This is a genomic window from Bradyrhizobium sp. GCM10028915 (assembly GCF_042666195.1).
GTDB lineage: Bacteria > Pseudomonadota > Alphaproteobacteria > Rhizobiales > Xanthobacteraceae > Bradyrhizobium > Bradyrhizobium canariense_D.
On the sequence record NZ_JBHTFN010000050.1, the window covers coordinates 18,366 to 37,063 of the forward strand.

Consider the following 18,698-nt stretch of genomic DNA (forward strand, 5'->3'; position numbering starts at 1 on the left):
ATTTGCACCGCTGCAGCACGGCAATCAAGCCGAATGTCCTCGGCAACTGCAGCTCGTTTGAACGCACCGCGGACAGTACATTGCAGGATGTTGTCGCCACCGCGTCGACACGGCGGCGAAACAGATATCGTTGCTATCGGGAATAGCCATGCTGGAAAAAACATCGGCAGAGATGGTGTTGAGACCCGCCGCGGGTGCAGTCTTCGCGCTGGTGGACGGTCGATCAGTGCTTTTCAGCGAGACAAGGCAGAAGCTCTATGAGTTGGACCAGCTAGGGGCATTCATTTGGTGCAAGTTGGCAGAAGGCGCTTCTTTGGAAGACGTCCATCAGGAGCTCGGGCAGCTAGGCATTGGCGAGCGCGCAGCGCGCGAGTTCACGTGGCAGGCGATGAACGTCTGGATCGATCGAGGGGTGCTCGATCTCGACTGGCGAATGTCGGCCGATTGTGCCTTCTCAACGGTTCTTGGTCAGCGCAGGATCAGCGTCCGGGCTGCAAATCGGGAGCTCTCGCAACAGTTGATTTCGCTATTTTGTGTTACGGACGACAGCGGCGAGGAGGAGGATATTTCGATCGAGACAATGATGCTCGGCGACCGAGTATTCTTCCGCGGGAATGACGGGAGCATCCATAGATGTGAAGCCGCAGCTCTGGCCCCTACAATCAAAGCTCACATCACCGAGCGACTTATCCGAAGCAATCAGTGGGCTTTCGCGCTCCACGCCGCTTCTCTTGCAAAGTGCGGCATGGGCTTGCTGCTGTGCGGCCAACCGGGAGCCGGCAAGTCGACTCTTGCACTAGAACTGGTAGACGCTGGATTTCAGTATGCTGGCGATGACGTTGCGCTGATTGGGGCTGACGGAACGATCTGCGGCATCCCATTTGCCCTCACCCTCAAGCAGGGATCGTGGCGGTTGCTATCCCGACTGTATGGCGATTGGAACGACGTGACGCACCGCCGGTCCGATGGCGCGGAAGTGCGGTATTTGCCGATTCCGGATGCGCACAATGGGAGCCTCTCTGCCAACTGGATCATCTTTCTGAACCGGGTTGCAAGCGGCCCCGTCGAGCTGACCCCCCTGGATCAGCTTGATTCGATCAAGCGGCTCATTGAGGGCGCTTTTGCCGCAGACGGGAAGCTGTCGCAGTCCGGCTTTTTCGCTTTGAAGCGGATTGTTGCGGGCGCACGATCGTTCCAACTTATCTATTCGGAATCGGCGCAGGCTCGACAGCTGCTCATGGACTTGTGCAATGACAAGGCATAGTGCGGCACTGACAAGCCTTTGCAACTGCTTGCGAGGCTTGCCGCCCGTCGAAGTGGAGTGGACCTCCGTCATCGGGCTCGCAAACCAGACGTTGACGACGCCTGCGCTCATTGACTTCGTCGATCAATTTGCATCGGTGTTGCCGGAGGACGTGTGCACCTATATCCGCCAGATCCATCGCCGAAACGTGCTGCGCAACGATCGGTTGGCCGGTCAACTGGAAGAGGCCGTCATTGCGATGAACGGCCAGGGAGTTACGCCGGTGTTGCTCAAGGGTGCGGCAACGCTAGCCACAGCACCTGTCGAGCGGCGAGGAGTTCGGCTGATGTCCGATCTGGACATCATGGTCGTGCCGGACGAGACCGAAGCTGCTGTCTCGGCCCTGGTCGCTGTTGGTTACGAAATTCATGAACACGCCTCTTCCGAAAGCCAGAGATGGCATGCGGACCTTAAACGCGCGCAGGATGTCGGGACGATCGATCTACAGCGGAGCGCTCCCGGTATTACCCATTTCTACCGAGGTCCGGGATGTACGCTGGATGGATGCGTGTCGAAGCCGTTTGGGCAGGGGAGGGTTTATATTCCTACGCCAACGTATCAAGCGCTCATGCTGATTATCCATGATCAGTTTCAAGATTATGGTTATTGGATCGGCGATCTCGATCTGCGACATCTGGTTGATCTACGAGATCTAAGCAATTCAGCTGAGAGCATCGATTGGAAGGAGCTCGCCTCTCATCTTTCCGGCAAATTGATGAGAAATGCAGTCCAAACCCAGCTAGTCGCTCTCGTCGAACTGCTCGGGGTTAATGTTCCGCACCCGCTGCGCTCCCGGCTGATTCCGCGTTTGCAATTCGCGCGACGCCTCATCCAAGCCCGGTTTCCGATCATGCGGTGGCCTTTCCTGACGATGGCGCTTCTGGATTACGGAAATTATAGGCGAGAGATCAGCATTCAATCGCAGCTAACTGGCAAGCGCCGTCGAGGATCATGGTCTTTGCCAAGAGCAAGCTCCGTGCGGTTGATCTTAAACACGGCGGGGGCAGTTCGGTTCGGAAAAGTGTAGGATCGATCTTCAACCAGGAACCTTGCTCATTGAGGATTCGAACACGAGCGCTTGCACTCGAAGTTTGAAACACGGGTCCTCTCGGAGAGACTTGCGGCCATTTCGCGACGATTGCTGACTGTTATTGCAGTCGATGCAATTTAGCGGGAGCCCTAGCTTCGTGCGTTTCATCAATGCTCCTGACTACCAGCATTCCGGTTGGAGGCTTCACCGTTCTCGCGAATCCTGAACTCTTCGAGCGTGTGCCCGGATTGGAGCGCCGCAACTAGCCAGCGCGGCTGTTTACCACGCCCAGACCAGGTCTCCGTCGGTTTGAGGGGGTTGAAGTATTTTGGCACGACCTTTGGGTATTTACGGCGGGGAGGCTGGGCTAGGCCCATCTCTGCCGCCCCGCTTTCGGGCCCACCGACGTCCGGCTGGTTGAGTTGCGCAAGACGTTTTTCGAGCTCCCGCTTCTCGACTGTGATTTTTTCGGCAAGTATCTTTGTCAGCTCTTCGTGAAGGAGCCAAAGTTCCTCAAAGTCCATGGCTTCGAGATCTTGCCGACGCAGCATTCTCGTCACCGTTCGATCGACGCCTGATGCATCTGTCATCCTCAGCTTTCGAGGCATCGTTGCCCGAGCAGCGGATCAACGATAGAGCAAAGTCAGTGCTTCAAATTCACACTACAATAAATAAATAGTATATTATTTAATAGTTATTGCGAGGGTTATTTCATTAAATGGGACGGGCAGATCCAATGATTTGCTGCATGGCAAACGAAGAGGGAATCACAATCGAGTTCCTCTTGGGTATTTTCAAGTTTTCAAGATACATTCGGAGCATTCTTCCCGCGGCTGCACGGTCGGACATTGGGGACCTGAAGGCTCAAATCGAGCTCAGGCGACTAGGTGGTGGACTCATAAGCTCTGAGCCAAGGTCTAGTCGATGCCGGCAGAACAGCGGCGAGGAAGTTTCTAGCGAGTTTGTCGAAGCGCGTAGCAACGCGGCGGAAGTGTTTGATTTTGCAGAAGAAGCGCTCGATCATGTTGCGCTGGCGATAAAGGCCAGGGTCGACCGGCTGCATGCTGGTGAGCGCGAATGATCGAGGCGTCTATGAGGTGCAGGGATCCGGGCGATTGCGCCGCAAGGAAAAATCCGTAGCCAGACGCCAGCTTTTGACCAGCGATTATAGCAGTCGAGGCCCTTAACGACTGGGTAGATCGCGCCAGGGCGAGCCCGTCCTCAAAACATAAAAGATCGCATTGATGATCCGTCGGTCCATCCACCCGTGCCACGCCCCGCGGTTTGTTGGGCAGCAGCGGTGCGATCAAACGCCACTCGGTGTCCGAAACATCGTACCGGGCCATGATCAAGGTCCTCCTAGGACGCTTGAATCACGACAAACGCAAACGCTCAAGCAATACGAGACTGCCCAGAACGAACGAAGGACAGCCTACGCCCAACCATATTCATGGAGAATACTGCGTTGCAGATTCCCGTGCGGCCACTTGATGTGGTCCGTCACGGCGGGTTTCGCTTGAATGGTTGCATGGCTGCACGCAGGGCGTGTGAATTTACCCCGTCCGCGATTAAATTATGCGGATAGTCCATTTTTTCGGCTTGATTGACTGTTGCGACGCAGTTATCTGGAGCTGCGGATCCCAGTTCGGTTCCCTACATTTTGTTGGGTAAATCTAGTTCACCATCTTGATTAATGTCGATCCGGGGCATATTAAGTTTGGCGCAACTACAGGGTGCGAGCATGCCAGCTAAGAAACTCGAGTTAGAATCAATGTCCCTTGACGATCTCTGGTCGCTTCATGAGGCAATTAGCGGGATCTTATCGGATCGAATTAAGGCAGAAAAGCACGAACTGGAGAAGCGCTTGGCGGTTCTCGGGGGCGGGGTGGCTGTTTTGGCGGACTCAAGCGGACCGGGCGTGTCTCCGACTGCCAAGGCGAGACGCAAATATCCGCGTGTGCTGCCGAAATACCGGAACCCCCAGACCTCCGAGACCTGGTCGGGGCGCGGCAAGCGGCCGCGGTGGTTGGTTGCTGCCATGAAGTCTGGCCGAAGAATTGAGGACTTTCGCATAGGGGATGCAAGTCCGAAGCTTCGTCAGCGCGCGTAACCTGATCTGCACTCATCGACGGGGTGGGTTGCGGTTAAATGGCTGCCGCAGTGCCCGTGACCCTATGGCCTAATAGGCGTTGCGTCCCCGCAGCACTTCGAGGGGAGTTCGCAGCAGGATTACGAGATCAAGCCGAAGGCTCCAGTTGTCGATGTACCAGAGATCGTATTGTACGCGTGTTTCGACCGTGATGGCTGTGGGGGTTGGACCGCGGCAACCATGGACTTGGGCCCATCCGGTCAATCCTGGCCTGACCCTGCGGCGTAGGGCGTAGTTCCGCACGAGCTTGTCAAATTCTCCGTCATGAGCCAAGGCATGAGGACGCGGACCGACCAGCGACATGCTGCCGTCGAGAACATTTAACAGCTGTGGCAGTTCATCGAAGCTTGTCCGACGCAGCCATTTGCCGACGCGGGTCACCCGTCGATCGAGGCGATGGGCCTGAAGGATCGCCGGCCCGTCCTCGAGCACATGCATCGTCCGGAATTTGCGGATCAGGAAGATCCGGCCATTAAAACCACAGCGTTGTTGTCGAAAGAATATGGGGCCGGGCGAGTCCAGCTTGATTGCAAGTGCAGCCAGCACAAGCAGCGGGGCAAATATCGTCAAGGCGAGCGCGGCGCCGAAAAGATCAATGATTCGTTTGGTCGCACAGTCCAGCTGCGTAAGCGGCCCACGCTGGAGTTCAACACAAACCGCACTTCCAAGGCTTCGCGTAGGGTGTCGAAGCAATTCGGATGTCGTACCGACCGGCACGAACACAACCGGTAGCGGCAACACCCGCAAGTCGGCAACGAAGGCCCGAAGTTCGGGCCATCGCTCCGGGTTCGCTTCCACCACCACTTGGTCGAGCTCGGAGCTGCGAATGTAGTCGATCACGCGAGCCGTGAGCCGCCTCCGACAGGCAGGACCGAAGCCGATTGAGGGCAAGCTAAACCGGCCTCGGACACAATAACCATGCATCGCCAGCATTTCAGACAGTCCGGCGTTTTTCGACGGCGGCTGGTCGCTGACCAGAACAATGTTTGTGCTGGCGAATTTTCTGCCGCTCAGGCCCTTCCCGAGAAGCGCTCTCACTCCCCACCGCTCGGCCATCAGCAAGGCTAGCCCCAGCACAGCGAAAAGTGTGCCCGCTTGGTGAGAAGAGCCCGAGCCAATTGCAAAGCCGTACCCAGCCCATATCGGGAGCAACAATGAGGCCCATGCAATCCAGACGGCGCGCATCTGACTTCGCAGGACGAGAAGCTCGGCTGGCCGATAAAGGCCGTGCGTCTTCAAGAGGCAAACGAGACATGTTGCGCTGACTAGCGCCAGGCCAAGTGCGTTGCTTAAGTCGCCTACAGCCCATCCGTTCTGAGCTTGGCTCAGCCACGTCGAAACGATGCTCGCAAAAAGAATGGTCGCAATATCCGCGCAGAGCGCCACGTATTCGATCGAGTCGTAACGAAGGGGCCATTTGTGCTGGCGGGATACCGAGGGCTCGGGACTGACACGATCCGTAACCTCCCGATCGGGGAAATGTCGGTTCACGAAATTCATTGTCGGGACACCCGCGAATTAATAGTTAATATATTATTAATTGGATGCGATTTATCAAGAGAAAAATCCTGGCTTTAGCTATTTAAATATGCCGCACTGCCCAGCGGATCCTATCGCGATCCCTGTCGGGAGGTCCGCGCACGCATGCTGTCGAGGTAAGACGGATCCAACTCAGAAATCAGATTATCGGCAAAAGCCTTGCCATCGGCTCCTGCGGATTGATAGGCGGCGAGGAGGGCCGGTCTGAGGGCAGGCTGGTCTGCCAAGGCAATTTTCACGTCACGCTTTATCAGCTCACGCAGTTCAGGTTCACTTGCAACCGAGCCCGTGCCGAAGACGACAGTCAGCCGTAGCGGAAGTAGCGTCAGATCATTTGGTGCGGTGTAGTACGACAGTTTCAACAGAGCGATGAGGTCATATCGGGTCGACGTCTGCTCCTTCGAGATCGCCGCGAGCATGAGCCAAAGATCACCTCGCAAAGGCGAGTAGTGCAATGCATCAGCGAACGCATTCAGCGACGCAAGATGTGTTCCGTCCTCGGTTTCATCGGCCTTGGGCTGTGCCGTGGCGGGAATTTTTGCGCCCAAGTCGCCGTGGGCGGGAAGAGACTTCGACGGCGTACTCGAAAGCGCCTGGATTGAAGTGCGGCTGAAGGCAGGTTGTCCAATCGGCAGACCGCCGAGATGCGGTCGCTGCGTGAGCAGCCAGGCTGATTGCGCAATCAGAACAACCGCGACGAAGCCCAGCCCAAGACGCACTGACGCATTGCCGAACGCGCTTGGGCGCATTGGCGGGTTCATTGGATCTCGACTGTTTACGCCATTTGCGGACCGCGATGATCGTGAATAGGAGACCTCGCTGGCAGTACTGGGTCGGCTTTGAGCGAAAGCCAACCCGAACAGCGCAGCAGCGAGCAGCGATGCACCGTATTCGAGAATTCCATCCTCAATCAGGGCCAGTACAGCTAACGAAACCGCAGCGCCTGAACCGATAGAAGCGTAGACGTAGTCGTGACCGCGCAGCAAGGAACGCCTGAACAAAGTAGCGGCGCCCAGCACCGTAACGATCAGCAAGCCGCAAAGAAAGGTCCGGCCCATTTCGATAGCTATGGCAGCGGCGGCCGTGGGTCGCTCTCGCGCCGCGGCTGTGCCGATGTCCCGATGAATTGGTAGCACTACCGGGTATGCTCCTGCGCCGAGGCCGGTCGGCGCGGTGTCCTGCAGCATCCGTTCAGTCGCAGCTTGCTGATGCCGGGATAGGGCGATCGTCAGATCGGTATCCTGCCTCATTGGCACGATGGTGAAGCTCGCGAGAAATAGGACCGCAGACGTCGCAAGCACGCCTGCTGTGCCCCAGATTCCGTAAAACCAGTTGCGGATGGCAAACACGGCCAACACAATTACCATGCCAAGCAGTGCAGCAACGACAACGCTGGTCTGGCCGCCAACAAGAATTCTCGCTAGACAGATGAGCATTGCCAAAACAGCGAGCGATAGTTTCGCCGCCCAACCCAGCGCGGAGCCTGAACGTTGCTTAATGCGTCGGCTTTGCTCCAATGCGCCGACCATCATCCCAGAGGATAGCAACAAGCCCAGCGCCGCTGGAACGGCACTATTCACAAGCAAGAGACGGGTATCCAAGCCGCTTATCTGCTGTAACATTGCATACCCGCTGACGCCGGCCGCGACCGACACAAGAATGTAGAGGAGCTGCGAGGCGCACTGTTTGTCCAACGCGACCACTGCCGTGAGGAGCGCGAGGGCGACGACCGCGTTGTAGTGCAAAATCGCCTGCACGGTTGTGCGAACGTCAACTGTGATCCGTTCGGCAAGGGGAGCATTCAATGCGGCCGACGCGGTTTCCCATATCGGATTGCCGATCCCGTGGACAGGAATTGGAGCGAGTTGGAAGGCCATGTAGATCGCCGGTACCGCGAGAATGAGGATGAGCAACAATCCCAACCGTCGTGCCAGACTCGCGATTGCGGAGGATGAGGCGAAGACCGCGGCTGCCAGCAGCGCGGTCGCGAGAAGAGCAGAGCATAGAGCTCGCTTCTGCGGGATCTCGGGCATCGCAAAAGCCGCAGCGACGGACACAACAAGCATCAGCATCATGAACCTGACGAGCATACTACGTCACCTCTCTGGCGGGGCGTTCCTCCGGATGCTCAGATCGGCAGGCCGTCCAATGCGAAATCGCGTAGCGCATTGCGCCAGGCCGCTCAGGAGGTTGAAAGGCCATAACGAACATAGTGACTGTCGTCGTAATAGTCGCTTCGCTGGGTGTCGTAGCGCGCCATCGCCTTGATGTCCGTCTTGTTCAGGACTGCGCCGATCAGCGAGTCCGAGATCGTCGGGGCGGTGTGCAGCGCATGCTGAACGACCTCGATCTTGGTGCGTCCCCACTCGACGACGAGAACGTAACAATCGATCAGAGGCGCTGTGACTCGCACGTCGACAAGCGGGCTCAGCGGCGGAAGATCTACAATGATATAGTCATAGCTCTGTCGCAGTCGATCAAAGAGCTTGAATATCGAGCCGTCGGACAGAAGTTCGCTCGAGTGAAGCACGGGCCCGCGTTGAACGGCCGGAAGAACGGTAAGATTTGTCTTCGGATCCCGCCATACTACCTCCTCGAGTAGGCGATCACCGTTCATGACCTCAATAATGCCATCCACGGCCTTCGGGGCGACATGGGCGGAGAGCGATGGATTCCGGAGATCGCAGTCCACTATGATAACCTTCTTCCCGCTGTGTCCGATCAGCTGCGCCACGGAGGCAGCAATCGTGGTCTTGCCCTCATTTGGGAGAGCTGACGTCACGCCAATCACCTGGTTGGGGGTCTTCGCCGGGCTATGATCGATCGCAATCTTGATCGCACGGATGGCCTCCGTGTACCGAGAGAGAGGCATGCCTACTACGGCGCGATGAATGTCCGGAGCGGTCGAAAGTATTCGTTGAGTTAAGTCATCTTGCGTCGGTTGAGATCGAGCCACTGGTTTCTGCTGTTTCGGCAGAGTCAGGACCGGAACGAGAGATAAGCACGGCAGTTCCAGCGCGACTTCGAGTTGAGAAGAGGTACGGAAAACGCGGTCCATTGCGTCTCTGACGAACGCCAGGAGCACCCCCAGCGCGAGTCCGCCTAGAAGACCGACCACGAGGACCACGGTAACCTTTGGCTTGCTTTTGGTTTGGGCAGCGGAAGCGGGAAAGATGACACGCGCCTCGGAGATCGGAAAGCTCTCTTGTTGTGTTGCACCCGTGTACTGTTGAAGAAACGTCTCATAGAGCGCGCGCAGGCTTTTTGCCCGGCTCTCCAAGTCTCTTATCGTCAGTTCCGCCGAGTTGGTCACATGCGACTGTGATATAGCCCCGGACAGCTGTTTTTCGATTCCCAGCTGCCGCTGTTTTGCGAGTTCGAACTCGCTTCGACTGATTTCGGCAAGTCTCTTGACCTCTTCAAAAATAGAAGCACGAAACTCACGCATCTTATTCCGGATGTTAACGACCGCTAGATGGTCGCGACCGACACGGGCCGACAGTTCGGCTTCTCGCCGGGCAAGTTCGAGATACTGCTGGCGCAGAGAAGTAATGATTGTGCTGTTCATCGCGTCGGAGCCGATCGCGTCCAGATTGCCGAGGGAAGATGGCTTTGCTGGATCGGAACCGAGGAGGGTTTCATAGCGTGATAGTTTGGCCGCGGCCTCGGAACTCTGCGCGCGGGCGGCAGCCAATCGGGCATTGAGGTCTGTGATCTGCTGCTCGCCGATCGGCTTTCCTTGCGACGAAACAATGTTGTTCTGCGATTTATATGCGCTGACGGCACGTTCGGCGCTCAGCGCCTCGTCGCCGAGGTTTCGCAAACGTTCCTGCAGCCAGCTCGTCGCTGTCCGAGTGGCCTCAAACTTCGCGCTGAGCTGATCGTTAATATAAGCCTTGGCCACTGCATTCGCGATCTCCGCCGCCAGCACCGGATCGCTTGAACTGAAGGTAACTTCAATGACGTGGCTATAGCCCACCCCGGCCGCAGAGAGGCGATCGAGAAAGTTGGCAATGACGGTTTCTGATGGCTGACCTGGCGCAGCAGATTGCGTGCTGTCCGACGGATTGGATCCCCGGATCCGGAGCCAGCGCAACAACGAAGACAGCAGCGGTCGATTCTCCTTAAAATCCGGATGATCGGCTAGATTCAATTGGTTGACCACAGCCACAGCGGTCGCGCGTGACTTGATGATCTGCAACTGTGTCTCGATTTGAGCCGTGTCGAGGAGGGGATCAGACAGAAGTGATTGCTTCTGGAGAAACTGTGCCCTTGGATTTTCGATCAGGATCTGAACCTGCGCCGTATAGGTCGGAGATACCAGCCGCAAGTATATCAAGCTCATTGCGCTTACGAGCGCGGCGACGACAATGATCACGAGATATTGCCGCCGTAAGAAGATGAGGGTGAATTTGATGTGCTCGCCGATGCCAGCTTCATCGCGCGGGTCCGATTGCATGACTAATGGAAGGCGCGTTCTGTCGGACTGAAGCGGATTGGTCTGCAGCATCAGATAATTCTTTCGACTCTCGATGAGAACGCAAGGGGACTGGGGCACCGTTGATGTAAAAATCAATGGCCGCATTTTAAATAATATATAACACCGAAATTTATGATTGCCAATTAAATTGATCTACGGCATTAATATAGAAACCATATTAAATGGTATGATTGCGACACAGCAGGCCTTGCGATCAAATTCAATTGAAGGTTCCTGCGGCGCGAGGGGGTGGTTGGACATTCCCCAGGTCGCTCGGGTCGGACTGAGCAGATCAGGCAGGCCTGAGGAAATTAGGGCCGACGTACTGGAGAGTACCGTGATGCTGCAAGCGCGAAGTTTGGCGATCCCGGAAGTGAAACTGGTTCGAATAAACCGTTTTACTGACGCCCGGGGCTATTTTTGCGAGACATTTGAGCGATCTGCTTTTGCCGAAAAAGGAATTCCCCACGACTTTGTGCAGGACAACCAGTCCTGCTCAGAGCGGGTCGGGACCGTTCGCGGTTTGCACTTCCAGCGGCCACCGTTCGCCCAGGCCAAGTTGGTCCGAGTGTTAAGGGGAGCCATCCTCGATGTCGTGGTCGATCTTCGGCGCTTATCTCCAACATTTGGCAGGCACGTTTCGGTCAAGCTTGACAGCGAGAGCGACGAGCAGTTGTTCGTTCCAAAAGGGTTCGCTCACGGCTTCTGCACGCTTCAGCCTCAAACCACGGTTTTTTATAAGGTCGACGCGGTCTACTCTCCGGACCACGACGGTGGTGTCTATTGGGCAGATCCCCAACTGGCGATCGAATGGCCGGTGAAGGCCTCGGCGGCCCAGCTTTCGCCGAAGGATCGAGCGCTGCCCACCTTTGACCAGCTCGCATCAGTGTTTGAATAGAGGGCGGCATGCTTGTCCTGGTGACCGGTGGAGCGGGATTTATCGGGTCTGCGGTCTGTCGACAGTTGGTGTCGGAGGTCGGGGCCTCTGTCATCAATGTCGACAAATTGACCTATGCAGCCAATTTGGCCTCGCTGGCATCCATCGACGGTACAAGCCGCTATGGATTTGAGCAGCACGACATTTGCGACCAGGAAGGGATCACTCGTTTGTTTTACAAGTGGGAGCCAAGTGCAGTCATCCACTTGGCAGCGGAGAGCCATGTCGATCGCTCGATTACCGGATCGGCAACATTCGTTAATACCAACATCGTCGGCACCTATACTCTGCTAGAAGCAGCTAGACGATATTACGACGGGCTTCCAAGCCAGAGGCAGAGACAGTTCAGGTTCATTCACGTGTCAACTGACGAGGTCTACGGTTCATTGGGGCCGGTGGACTGCTTCCGGGAAGATACCCCTTATCGGCCGAGCTCACCCTATTCGGCGAGCAAGGCTGCCTCGGACCACCTCGCGCTCGCCTGGTATAAGACCTATGGCCTGCCCGTGATCGTATCGAACTGTTCGAACAATTACGGACCATTTCAATTCCCGGAAAAGCTCATTCCGCTGACGATTCTCAACGCGATGGAGCACAAGTCATTGCCTGTCTATGGCGACGGCAGCAACGTGCGCGATTGGCTTCATGTCGACGATCACGCAGCAGGCCTGATCAGGCTGCTAGACGAGGGCAGAGCTGGAGAGAAGTACAATTTCGGCGGCGACAGCGAACGCTCAAACCTGGAGGTAGTCACCCAGATTTGTGACGTGCTTGATCGATTACGTCCAGGGCCGGCTGCAAGGCGATCATTGATCTCGTTTGTGCCGGATCGTCCGGGACACGACGCGCGTTACGCAATCGATGCGTCCAAAGCTCGCAGCGAGCTGGGATGGCGGCCCACTCGAAGCTTCGAACAAGGTCTCGCCGACACGGTGGAATGGTATCTGGCCAGCGGCACCTGGTGGGCGCGGGCTCGCAATATGGTCTACGACGGCGCGCGCCTTGGCCTCCCAGCCACTCGATACTGAGGTTGCCATGATCGAACGACCGATTCTGATTGCTGGTCGAAATGGCCAATTGGGCAGTTGCCTAAGTGATCTCGCGGTTCTTCGCGGCCTGTCTGCAGTAGCCCTCGGACGTGAGGAGCTCGACCTAGAAGTCCGGGACGGGATCGACAGGACGGTCGCCTCGATCGCCCCCTGCATGATCATTAATGCCGCTGCTTATACGGCTGTAGATGGGGCAGAGGCCGAAGTCGGAAAAGCCTTCGGTATCAATCGCGATGGTGCGGCTGCGTTAGCGGATGTCGCATGGCAGAGAAATATTCCATTTGTGCATTTGTCGACGGATTATGTCTTTGATGGTGCCAAGCGCGAGGCTTACGACGAAGCCGACGTGCCGGCGCCGTTGAACACATATGGTGCATCAAAGTTGGCCGGCGAGGCGGCCGTTTTGGCGGCGCATCCGCTGGCCACCGTCGTCAGGTCCTCTTGGATTTACAGCGCGATTGGCAGCAACTTCGTTCGGACGATGTTGCGGCTGGCCGAGACGCGCCCGATTGTAAAGGTCGTTTGCGACCAGCAGGGAAGCCCAACTTCGTCCGTGGATCTGGCGGCGGCGCTCCTCCACATTGCCGAGCGGTCGCTCACCGACGATCGCCGCACCGCGGCGGGAATTTTTCACGTGACCGGCCAAGGGACGACGACCTGGCACGGCTTTGCAGAGGCAATTTTCGACGGTTTATCCCGTCGGGGGAGGCAGCCTCCAAAGCTCGAAGCGATTACGACCGAGCAGTATCCTTGTGCTGCGCGCCGGCCACCGAACTCGCGACTGGACTCATCCAAAGCGGAACGCGTGTTTGGAATTCGACTGCCGGCCTGGCGCCACTCGCTCGAAACCTGTCTAGACCAACTTGTCGGAAAAGGAGACACCGATGCTGAAGGGAATTGTCCTGGCGGGCGGCAGCGGAACGCGCCTTTATCCGATCACGCGCGCGGTGAGCAAGCAATTACTGCCCATCTATGACAAGCCGATGATCTACTATCCCTTGTCGGTGTTGATGCTGGCAGGGATCCGCGAAATTCTGATTATAACCACGTCGTCAGATCGGTGTCAGTTCGAGCGGTTGCTCGGAGATGGAAGCCAATGGGGCATTCGCCTCAGCTATGCCGAGCAACCCCGTCCGGGAGGACTCGCGGAGGCGTTCATTGTTGGGGCCGATTTCATCGGAACCGACCGCGTGGCAATGGTGCTCGGAGACAATATCTTCTTCGGTAGTGGCTTGCGTGAACTGCTCGCCAGGGCTGCCTCACGCGAGGAAGGTGCAACTGTCTTCGCATATCACGTGCGCGATCCCGAACGATACGGCGTCGTTACGTTTGATGATGCGGGACGTCCTGCACGAATCGAGGAGAAACCGAGCGAGCCGACGTCGAACTGGGCAATCACGGGTCTTTATTTCTTTGACAATCGTGTGGTGCGGTATGCCCGGCGCGTCGAACCGTCGGCCCGCGGAGAACTCGAAATTACCGATCTGCAAATGCGCTACCTCTCGGCGGACGCTCTCCACGTCGAACGTATGGGGCGGGGCTTCGCATGGTTGGACACCGGCACGGTCGAGTCGCTTATCGAGGCGGGGACTTTCGTGCAAACCATAGAAAAGCGGCAGGGCATGAAGGTGGCTTGCATTGAAGAGATCGCCTTGCTGCAGGGCTTCATTGATCGAAACCAGCTTCTCGCGCTGATTCAGCCGCTGGAGAAGAGCGGGTATGGGAGATATCTCAACGAAATTCTGCGCCTTTCGGCTGCTGATTCCGCTATCGAGGTCGCCTGATCCGGCTTTAAATTTAATATATAATGAATTGACCTTCGCTATCCATTTAAATTAAATGTATTTATTAGGAATTGCGAGAGGCTGGCCATGCTGAATCAAAGGTCGAGCGTCTTCTATCGAGGAGCAAGGCCTCTCCTCCCGGAAGAAAGTGACTTCAACCCGACGATCCCAAGCCTGGAGCGACCGCCCTTCTGGGCCGCGACCTGGAGCAGCAATCTGCCGGTGTGGCAGCCGCTCTGGATTCCATCCCGCGCAGGCCTGCCAGTTGGGAGTTCGAATGTCGGGGCCGCGGTAAGTGTGGGCACAAGTCAAGGTGCAAGTTCCTGGCAGCTGACCGCTATCGGCGGTGTGCGCGGTCACGCTGCCGCAGCATTGCAGACAACATTGTCTGCCCAGCTGTCGGGTGCGACTCGTTGGATCAATGCGAGCGGCGGCTACTGGAATGTTGCTGCGAACTGGAGTGCCGGCGTTCCGGATATCTCGTCCACCGCGTTCATAGATGCGCCGGGACCCTATGTTGTTGCAACCGCAGGCAATGTCGACATAAGCAGGCTGGTTGTCGATGCAGATGCGACAGTTTCGCTCGGGGCTGGAAGCTCATTCGTCGTAGAGGGCGACGCAACAAACGACGGGATCGTCAAGCTTGGATCCTTCAGCGGAGAGCGCGTAGCTGCGGCAGATTTTAAGGGAGACGTCCGTGGATCGGGGGACTTCGCGATTTCCGACAAGGCAACTCTCGAGATCGGAGGGGCGGTCTCTGGGCAAGTCTTGAGTGGATCTTTTTCCGGAATAACCGTGTCCTTCGAGACGGAAGCGGGCAACCTTATCCTCGATCACTCCACCCAATTCCACGGTCTGATCGGAAGTTCATCGCCGGATCGACCGCTTTCGGCTGGCAATCTCATTGATCTCAGGGATTTTTCCTTCACGTCGACGATGTCGGCGTCGGTTCATTACGACAGCAGCTCAAACATCAGCACAGTCGATTTCGGCAACGGGGCCGGCAACGTCACGTTGCTGTTCTCTGGGAATGACCCGAACTGGACGTTTGCAAGCGACGGGCAGGGCGGCACCGTCGTTGCGGACCCGACCAACCCCATTGTGCTGGAAAATCAGAAACAAGGCACGCCGCAAAGCATTTGGCAGATCGACGCTGGCGTAGACTCAACGAAAATCCAGGGCTTCACGACGGCGATAAGTACCAATATCGGCGGCACCGTTCAGTTCAAGATCAACAACCAGACCGGCGCGCCGAACTACCATATCGATATCTACCGGCTTGGTTACTACGGCGGCAACGGTGCCCGACTGATTACGAGCTTGCAGCATCAGGCCGCAACCTCGGTTGTGCAACCGACCCCGTTAAAGGACGCGTCCACGGGTCTCGTGGACGCCGGCAACTGGAGCGTGACTGATTCCTGGGCCGTTCCGACGACCGCTGTGTCAGGCGTCTACATTGCTAATGTCGTTGACGGTACGCAGGTTTTCCAAATTCCGTTTGTCGTCCGTAGCGATGCGTCAACTAGCGCAATCGTGTTCCAGACAGCTGACCAAACCTGGGAGGCATATAACCCTTGGGGCGGGGCCAATCTCTACACTGGCAACGGACCTGGCGTGAACGGTTCCGCTTACGCCGTGAGCTACAATCGTCCTATCACCACGCGTGATGGGGGGCTCGAGGGCACCTCCAATGACATGGTGTTCTCGGCGGAATATCCGGCGATCTACTGGCTTGAGCAAAACGGATACGACGTCTCGTACATTTCGGGCATCGACGCGGCAACCAATGGATCGCTGCTGTTGAATCATCAGATCTATATGGAGGTCGGTCACGACGAGTACTGGACCGATAGCCAGGTCTCCAATGTCCAGGCCGCCGGTCACGCTGGCGTCAATCTGACGTTTCTGAGCGGAAACGAAGTGTATTGGCAGACGAGGCTTGCAGCCAGCATCGATCCCAGTCACACGGCAAACCGCACCTTGATCACGTACAAGGACACTCATGCCAATCAGTTGATCGACCCAACAGGAACGGCGACAGGAACATTCATGGACGCGCGTTTTGCGTCAACCGGAGGCATGTCAGGCATTCCCTCCAACGCACTGACCGGCACTGTCTTTCAGGTGGACGGGGATTCCTACGGCACGATCAAGATTCCTTATGGAATGACGCAGTTGAGGCTCTGGCGTAACGCGCCGATCGCAGGGACGGCGCAAGGCCAAACTGCATCGCTGATCCCGAACCTGTTGGGTTACGAATGGGATTCGTCGCCGGATAACGGCTTCCGTCCGGCTGGACTGGTGGATGTCTCGTCAACCACTCTCCAAACCACAAAATACCTACTTGACTACGGCAACACGACGGGCAGCGGTACCGCAACCCACAACTTGGTAGAATTTCGTGATCCTGTGAGCGGTGCTCTCGTCTTTAGCGCCGGCACCGTGTTCTGGTCCTGGGGTCTTGCATCGGATCACGACCAGTTCAACTTAGCGCCGGCGACTCCGACTGATCCGAACGTCCAGCAGGCCATGGTCAATCTGTTTGCGGATATGGGCGTGCAACCCGCGACGCTGCAGGCAAGTCTGGTGATTGCCGCCCAATCGACCGATCATACAGGACCGACCTCGACCATCACAAATCTCTCCTCCGCAAGCGTCGTGGAAGGCCAATCTATCACTGTGACCGGGACGGCAAGCGACTCCGGGGGGGTGATCGGTGGTGTCGAAATTTCAAGCGACGGCGGCAGCACCTGGCATCCGGCCAGCAGCACCGTCGGAGCGTCGAATGTAACCTGGACCTATACATTTGCGGCCGGCGCGCCGGGACAGTTGAAGATCCGGAGCAGGGCGGTCGATGATAGCTTGAACCTCGAAGTGCCAGGTACGGGCATTGCTTACACAGTGACGCCGTCGTCGAACCTGACGATCTTCAGTCCCTCGGACACGCCGGCCGATGTCAACACTCCCGACGCGGGCGCTGTGGAGCTGGGTGTCAAGTTCGTTGCCGCGGCTTCGGGCGATATCACCGGCATCCGGTTCTATAAGAGCACCCAGAACACGGGAACGCATCTCGGCGATCTCTGGACGGCGAACGGGACGCTGCTTGCAAGCGCAACATTCACCAACGAAACGGGGAGCGGCTGGCAACAGGTCAATTTCACGACCCCGGTGCATGTACAGGCCGGGGCGACCTACATCGCATCATACCATACGAACACCGGTCACTATTCCACCACCGACTTCTACTTCGACAATGCAGGGCACACCAACGGCTCATTGACAGCGACGGGCGGCGGCCTGAACGGCGTCTTCGCTTACGGGACAGGACCACTTTTCCCCAACAGCATCTCGATGGCAAAGGGAGACAATTACTGGGTTGATGTCGTCTTCAGGGACAACAGCCAGCTGCCGCAGGCCAACAACGACAGTGGGTTCACGGTCACGGAAAACGGGACGCTGAACATCGCGGCATCGGCGCTGCTTGCCAATGACACGGATCCCGCCGGCCTCTCGTTTTCGATCAGCGACGTGAGCAATCCGGCCAATGGCACCGTAAGCTACAACGTCCAGACTCAGACGGTGACGTTCACCCCGATCGCGAATTACGCGGGAGCGGCACAGTTCGCTTACACGATCACCGACTCCGGTGGCGCCAGTGGAACGGGGCAGGTGTTTCTCAACGTCAACTATCCGATATCTGCCCAGAGCCTGTTTGGCACCAACGACACGCCGAGCGTGACCAATTCGGGTGATACAAGCTCCGTCGAGGTGGGCGTCAAGTTCAGCGCCTCGGTCAACGGGACGATAACCGGCCTCCGCTTCTACAAGGGCTCGTTGAACACGGGCACCCACGTCGCGCATCTCTGGACTGCGACGGGAACGCTGCTGGGCACAGCGACCTTCAGCGGCGAGACCGCCAGCGGCTGGCAGCAGGTAAGTTTTTCGAGCCCGATAGCCATTACCGCGGGCACGACATATGTCGCTTCCTACCACACCAACGGCAACTATTCGGACACTCAGAGCTATTTCACAACGTCGATTACCAATGGCCAGCTGAGCGCCCCCGCCACGGGAAATGGCATCTATAGCTACGGAACCGGAACCGTATTCCCGACCAACGTCTTCAAGTCGACCAACTACTTCGTCGACGTGATCTTCAACGGATCCTCCAGCACCAACAGACCGCCGACGGCAGTCGCTGATACGGGCAACGCCACGGAGAAAGGCGGCCTCGCCAACGGCACGGGCGGCTCGCCCGCTACCGGAAACGTACTGACCAACGACACCGATCCGGATGCCAGCGACACCAAGGCAGTGACTACAGTCAGCTTCGGATCGACCTCCGGCACGCTGGGCTCCGCTCTGAATGGAGCGCACGGCAGCCTGGTGCTCAATGCCACGGGAGCGTTCACTTACACCGTCAACGA

Annotated in this window: 13 protein-coding genes and 1 pseudogene; 8 read left to right on the forward strand and 6 right to left on the reverse strand. The window is 57.2% G+C overall.

Annotation, left to right across the window (positions count from 1 at the left end; translation table 11 throughout):
• Nucleotides 1-148 precede the first annotated feature (148 nt).
• Entirely contained in the window at nt 149-1,264 is a 1,116-nt protein-coding gene (locus ACFQX9_RS28595; protein ID WP_377791190.1) for a serine/threonine protein kinase, read from the forward strand.
• Nucleotides 1,265-1,301: 37 nt separating this feature from the next.
• A complete protein-coding gene (locus ACFQX9_RS28600) occupies nt 1,302-2,330 on the forward strand; it encodes a nucleotidyltransferase family protein (RefSeq protein WP_377791191.1) in 1,029 nt (342 codons plus the stop codon).
• Nucleotides 2,331-2,500: 170 nt separating this feature from the next.
• Here ACFQX9_RS28600 and ACFQX9_RS28605 read toward each other — a convergent pair whose 3' ends face one another.
• From ACFQX9_RS28605 to ACFQX9_RS28615, 3 genes and pseudogenes are all read right to left on the reverse strand, one after another.
• Nucleotides 2,501-2,857 carry an H-NS family nucleoid-associated regulatory protein gene (locus ACFQX9_RS28605; RefSeq protein ID WP_377791202.1) on the reverse strand — a complete coding sequence of 119 codons (357 nt, stop codon included), beginning with the start codon at nt 2,855-2,857 and terminating at the stop codon, nt 2,501-2,503.
• Between the two features lie 359 nt (nt 2,858-3,216).
• Nucleotides 3,217-3,384, reverse strand: a pseudogene (locus tag ACFQX9_RS28610) (IS5/IS1182 family transposase); the annotation flags it as partial.
• A 132-nt stretch (nt 3,385-3,516) separates the two neighbouring features.
• Nucleotides 3,517-3,594: a transposase gene (locus ACFQX9_RS28615; protein WP_377791203.1), complete on the reverse strand. Its 78-nt coding sequence runs from the start codon at nt 3,592-3,594 to the stop codon at nt 3,517-3,519.
• Between the two features lie 480 nt (nt 3,595-4,074).
• Here ACFQX9_RS28615 and ACFQX9_RS28620 point away from each other — a divergent pair, with 480 nt between their 5' ends.
• A complete protein-coding gene (locus tag ACFQX9_RS28620) occupies nt 4,075-4,443 on the forward strand; it encodes an H-NS family nucleoid-associated regulatory protein (protein WP_377791192.1) in 369 nt (122 codons plus the stop codon).
• 69 nt (nt 4,444-4,512) lie between these two features.
• Here the strand turns inward: ACFQX9_RS28620 and ACFQX9_RS28625 are convergent, their stop codons facing one another.
• The 3 genes from ACFQX9_RS28625 to ACFQX9_RS28635 form a co-directional block, all read right to left on the reverse strand.
• Nucleotides 4,513-5,982 carry an exopolysaccharide biosynthesis polyprenyl glycosylphosphotransferase gene (locus tag ACFQX9_RS28625; protein ID WP_377791193.1) on the reverse strand — a complete coding sequence of 490 codons (1,470 nt, stop codon included), beginning with the start codon at nt 5,980-5,982 and terminating at the stop codon, nt 4,513-4,515.
• Between the two features lie 110 nt (nt 5,983-6,092).
• Nucleotides 6,093-8,111, reverse strand: a complete 2,019-nt coding sequence (locus ACFQX9_RS28630; protein WP_377791194.1) for a hypothetical protein — start codon at nt 8,109-8,111, stop codon at nt 6,093-6,095.
• 92 nt (nt 8,112-8,203) lie between these two features.
• Nucleotides 8,204-10,531: an AAA family ATPase gene (locus ACFQX9_RS28635; RefSeq protein ID WP_377791196.1), complete on the reverse strand. Its 2,328-nt coding sequence runs from the start codon at nt 10,529-10,531 to the stop codon at nt 8,204-8,206.
• Between the two features lie 310 nt (nt 10,532-10,841).
• On the opposite strand from ACFQX9_RS28635, the gene rfbC reads away from it, so the two are divergent.
• The 5 genes from rfbC to ACFQX9_RS28660 form a co-directional block, all read left to right on the forward strand.
• Nucleotides 10,842-11,399 carry a dTDP-4-dehydrorhamnose 3,5-epimerase gene (rfbC, locus tag ACFQX9_RS28640; protein ID WP_247403875.1) on the forward strand — a complete coding sequence of 186 codons (558 nt, stop codon included), beginning with the start codon at nt 10,842-10,844 and terminating at the stop codon, nt 11,397-11,399.
• Between the two features lie 8 nt (nt 11,400-11,407).
• Complete coding sequence (gene rfbB / locus ACFQX9_RS28645) at nt 11,408-12,466, forward strand: dTDP-glucose 4,6-dehydratase (RefSeq protein ID WP_377791198.1); 1,059 nt, start codon at nt 11,408-11,410, stop codon at nt 12,464-12,466.
• A 7-nt stretch (nt 12,467-12,473) separates the two neighbouring features.
• Nucleotides 12,474-13,463 (forward strand): dTDP-4-dehydrorhamnose reductase, encoded by a 990-nt coding sequence (rfbD, locus tag ACFQX9_RS28650; RefSeq protein ID WP_377791199.1) that lies wholly within the window; start codon nt 12,474-12,476, stop codon nt 13,461-13,463.
• Nucleotides 13,372-14,271 carry a glucose-1-phosphate thymidylyltransferase RfbA gene (gene rfbA / locus ACFQX9_RS28655; protein WP_377791200.1) on the forward strand — a complete coding sequence of 300 codons (900 nt, stop codon included), beginning with the start codon at nt 13,372-13,374 and terminating at the stop codon, nt 14,269-14,271. Before rfbD ends, rfbA begins: the two co-directional genes overlap by 92 nt.
• Nucleotides 14,272-14,358: 87 nt before the next feature.
• Nucleotides 14,359-18,698 (forward strand): DUF4082 domain-containing protein (locus ACFQX9_RS28660; protein WP_377791201.1); only part of this gene is annotated, 4,340 nt, incomplete at its 3' end.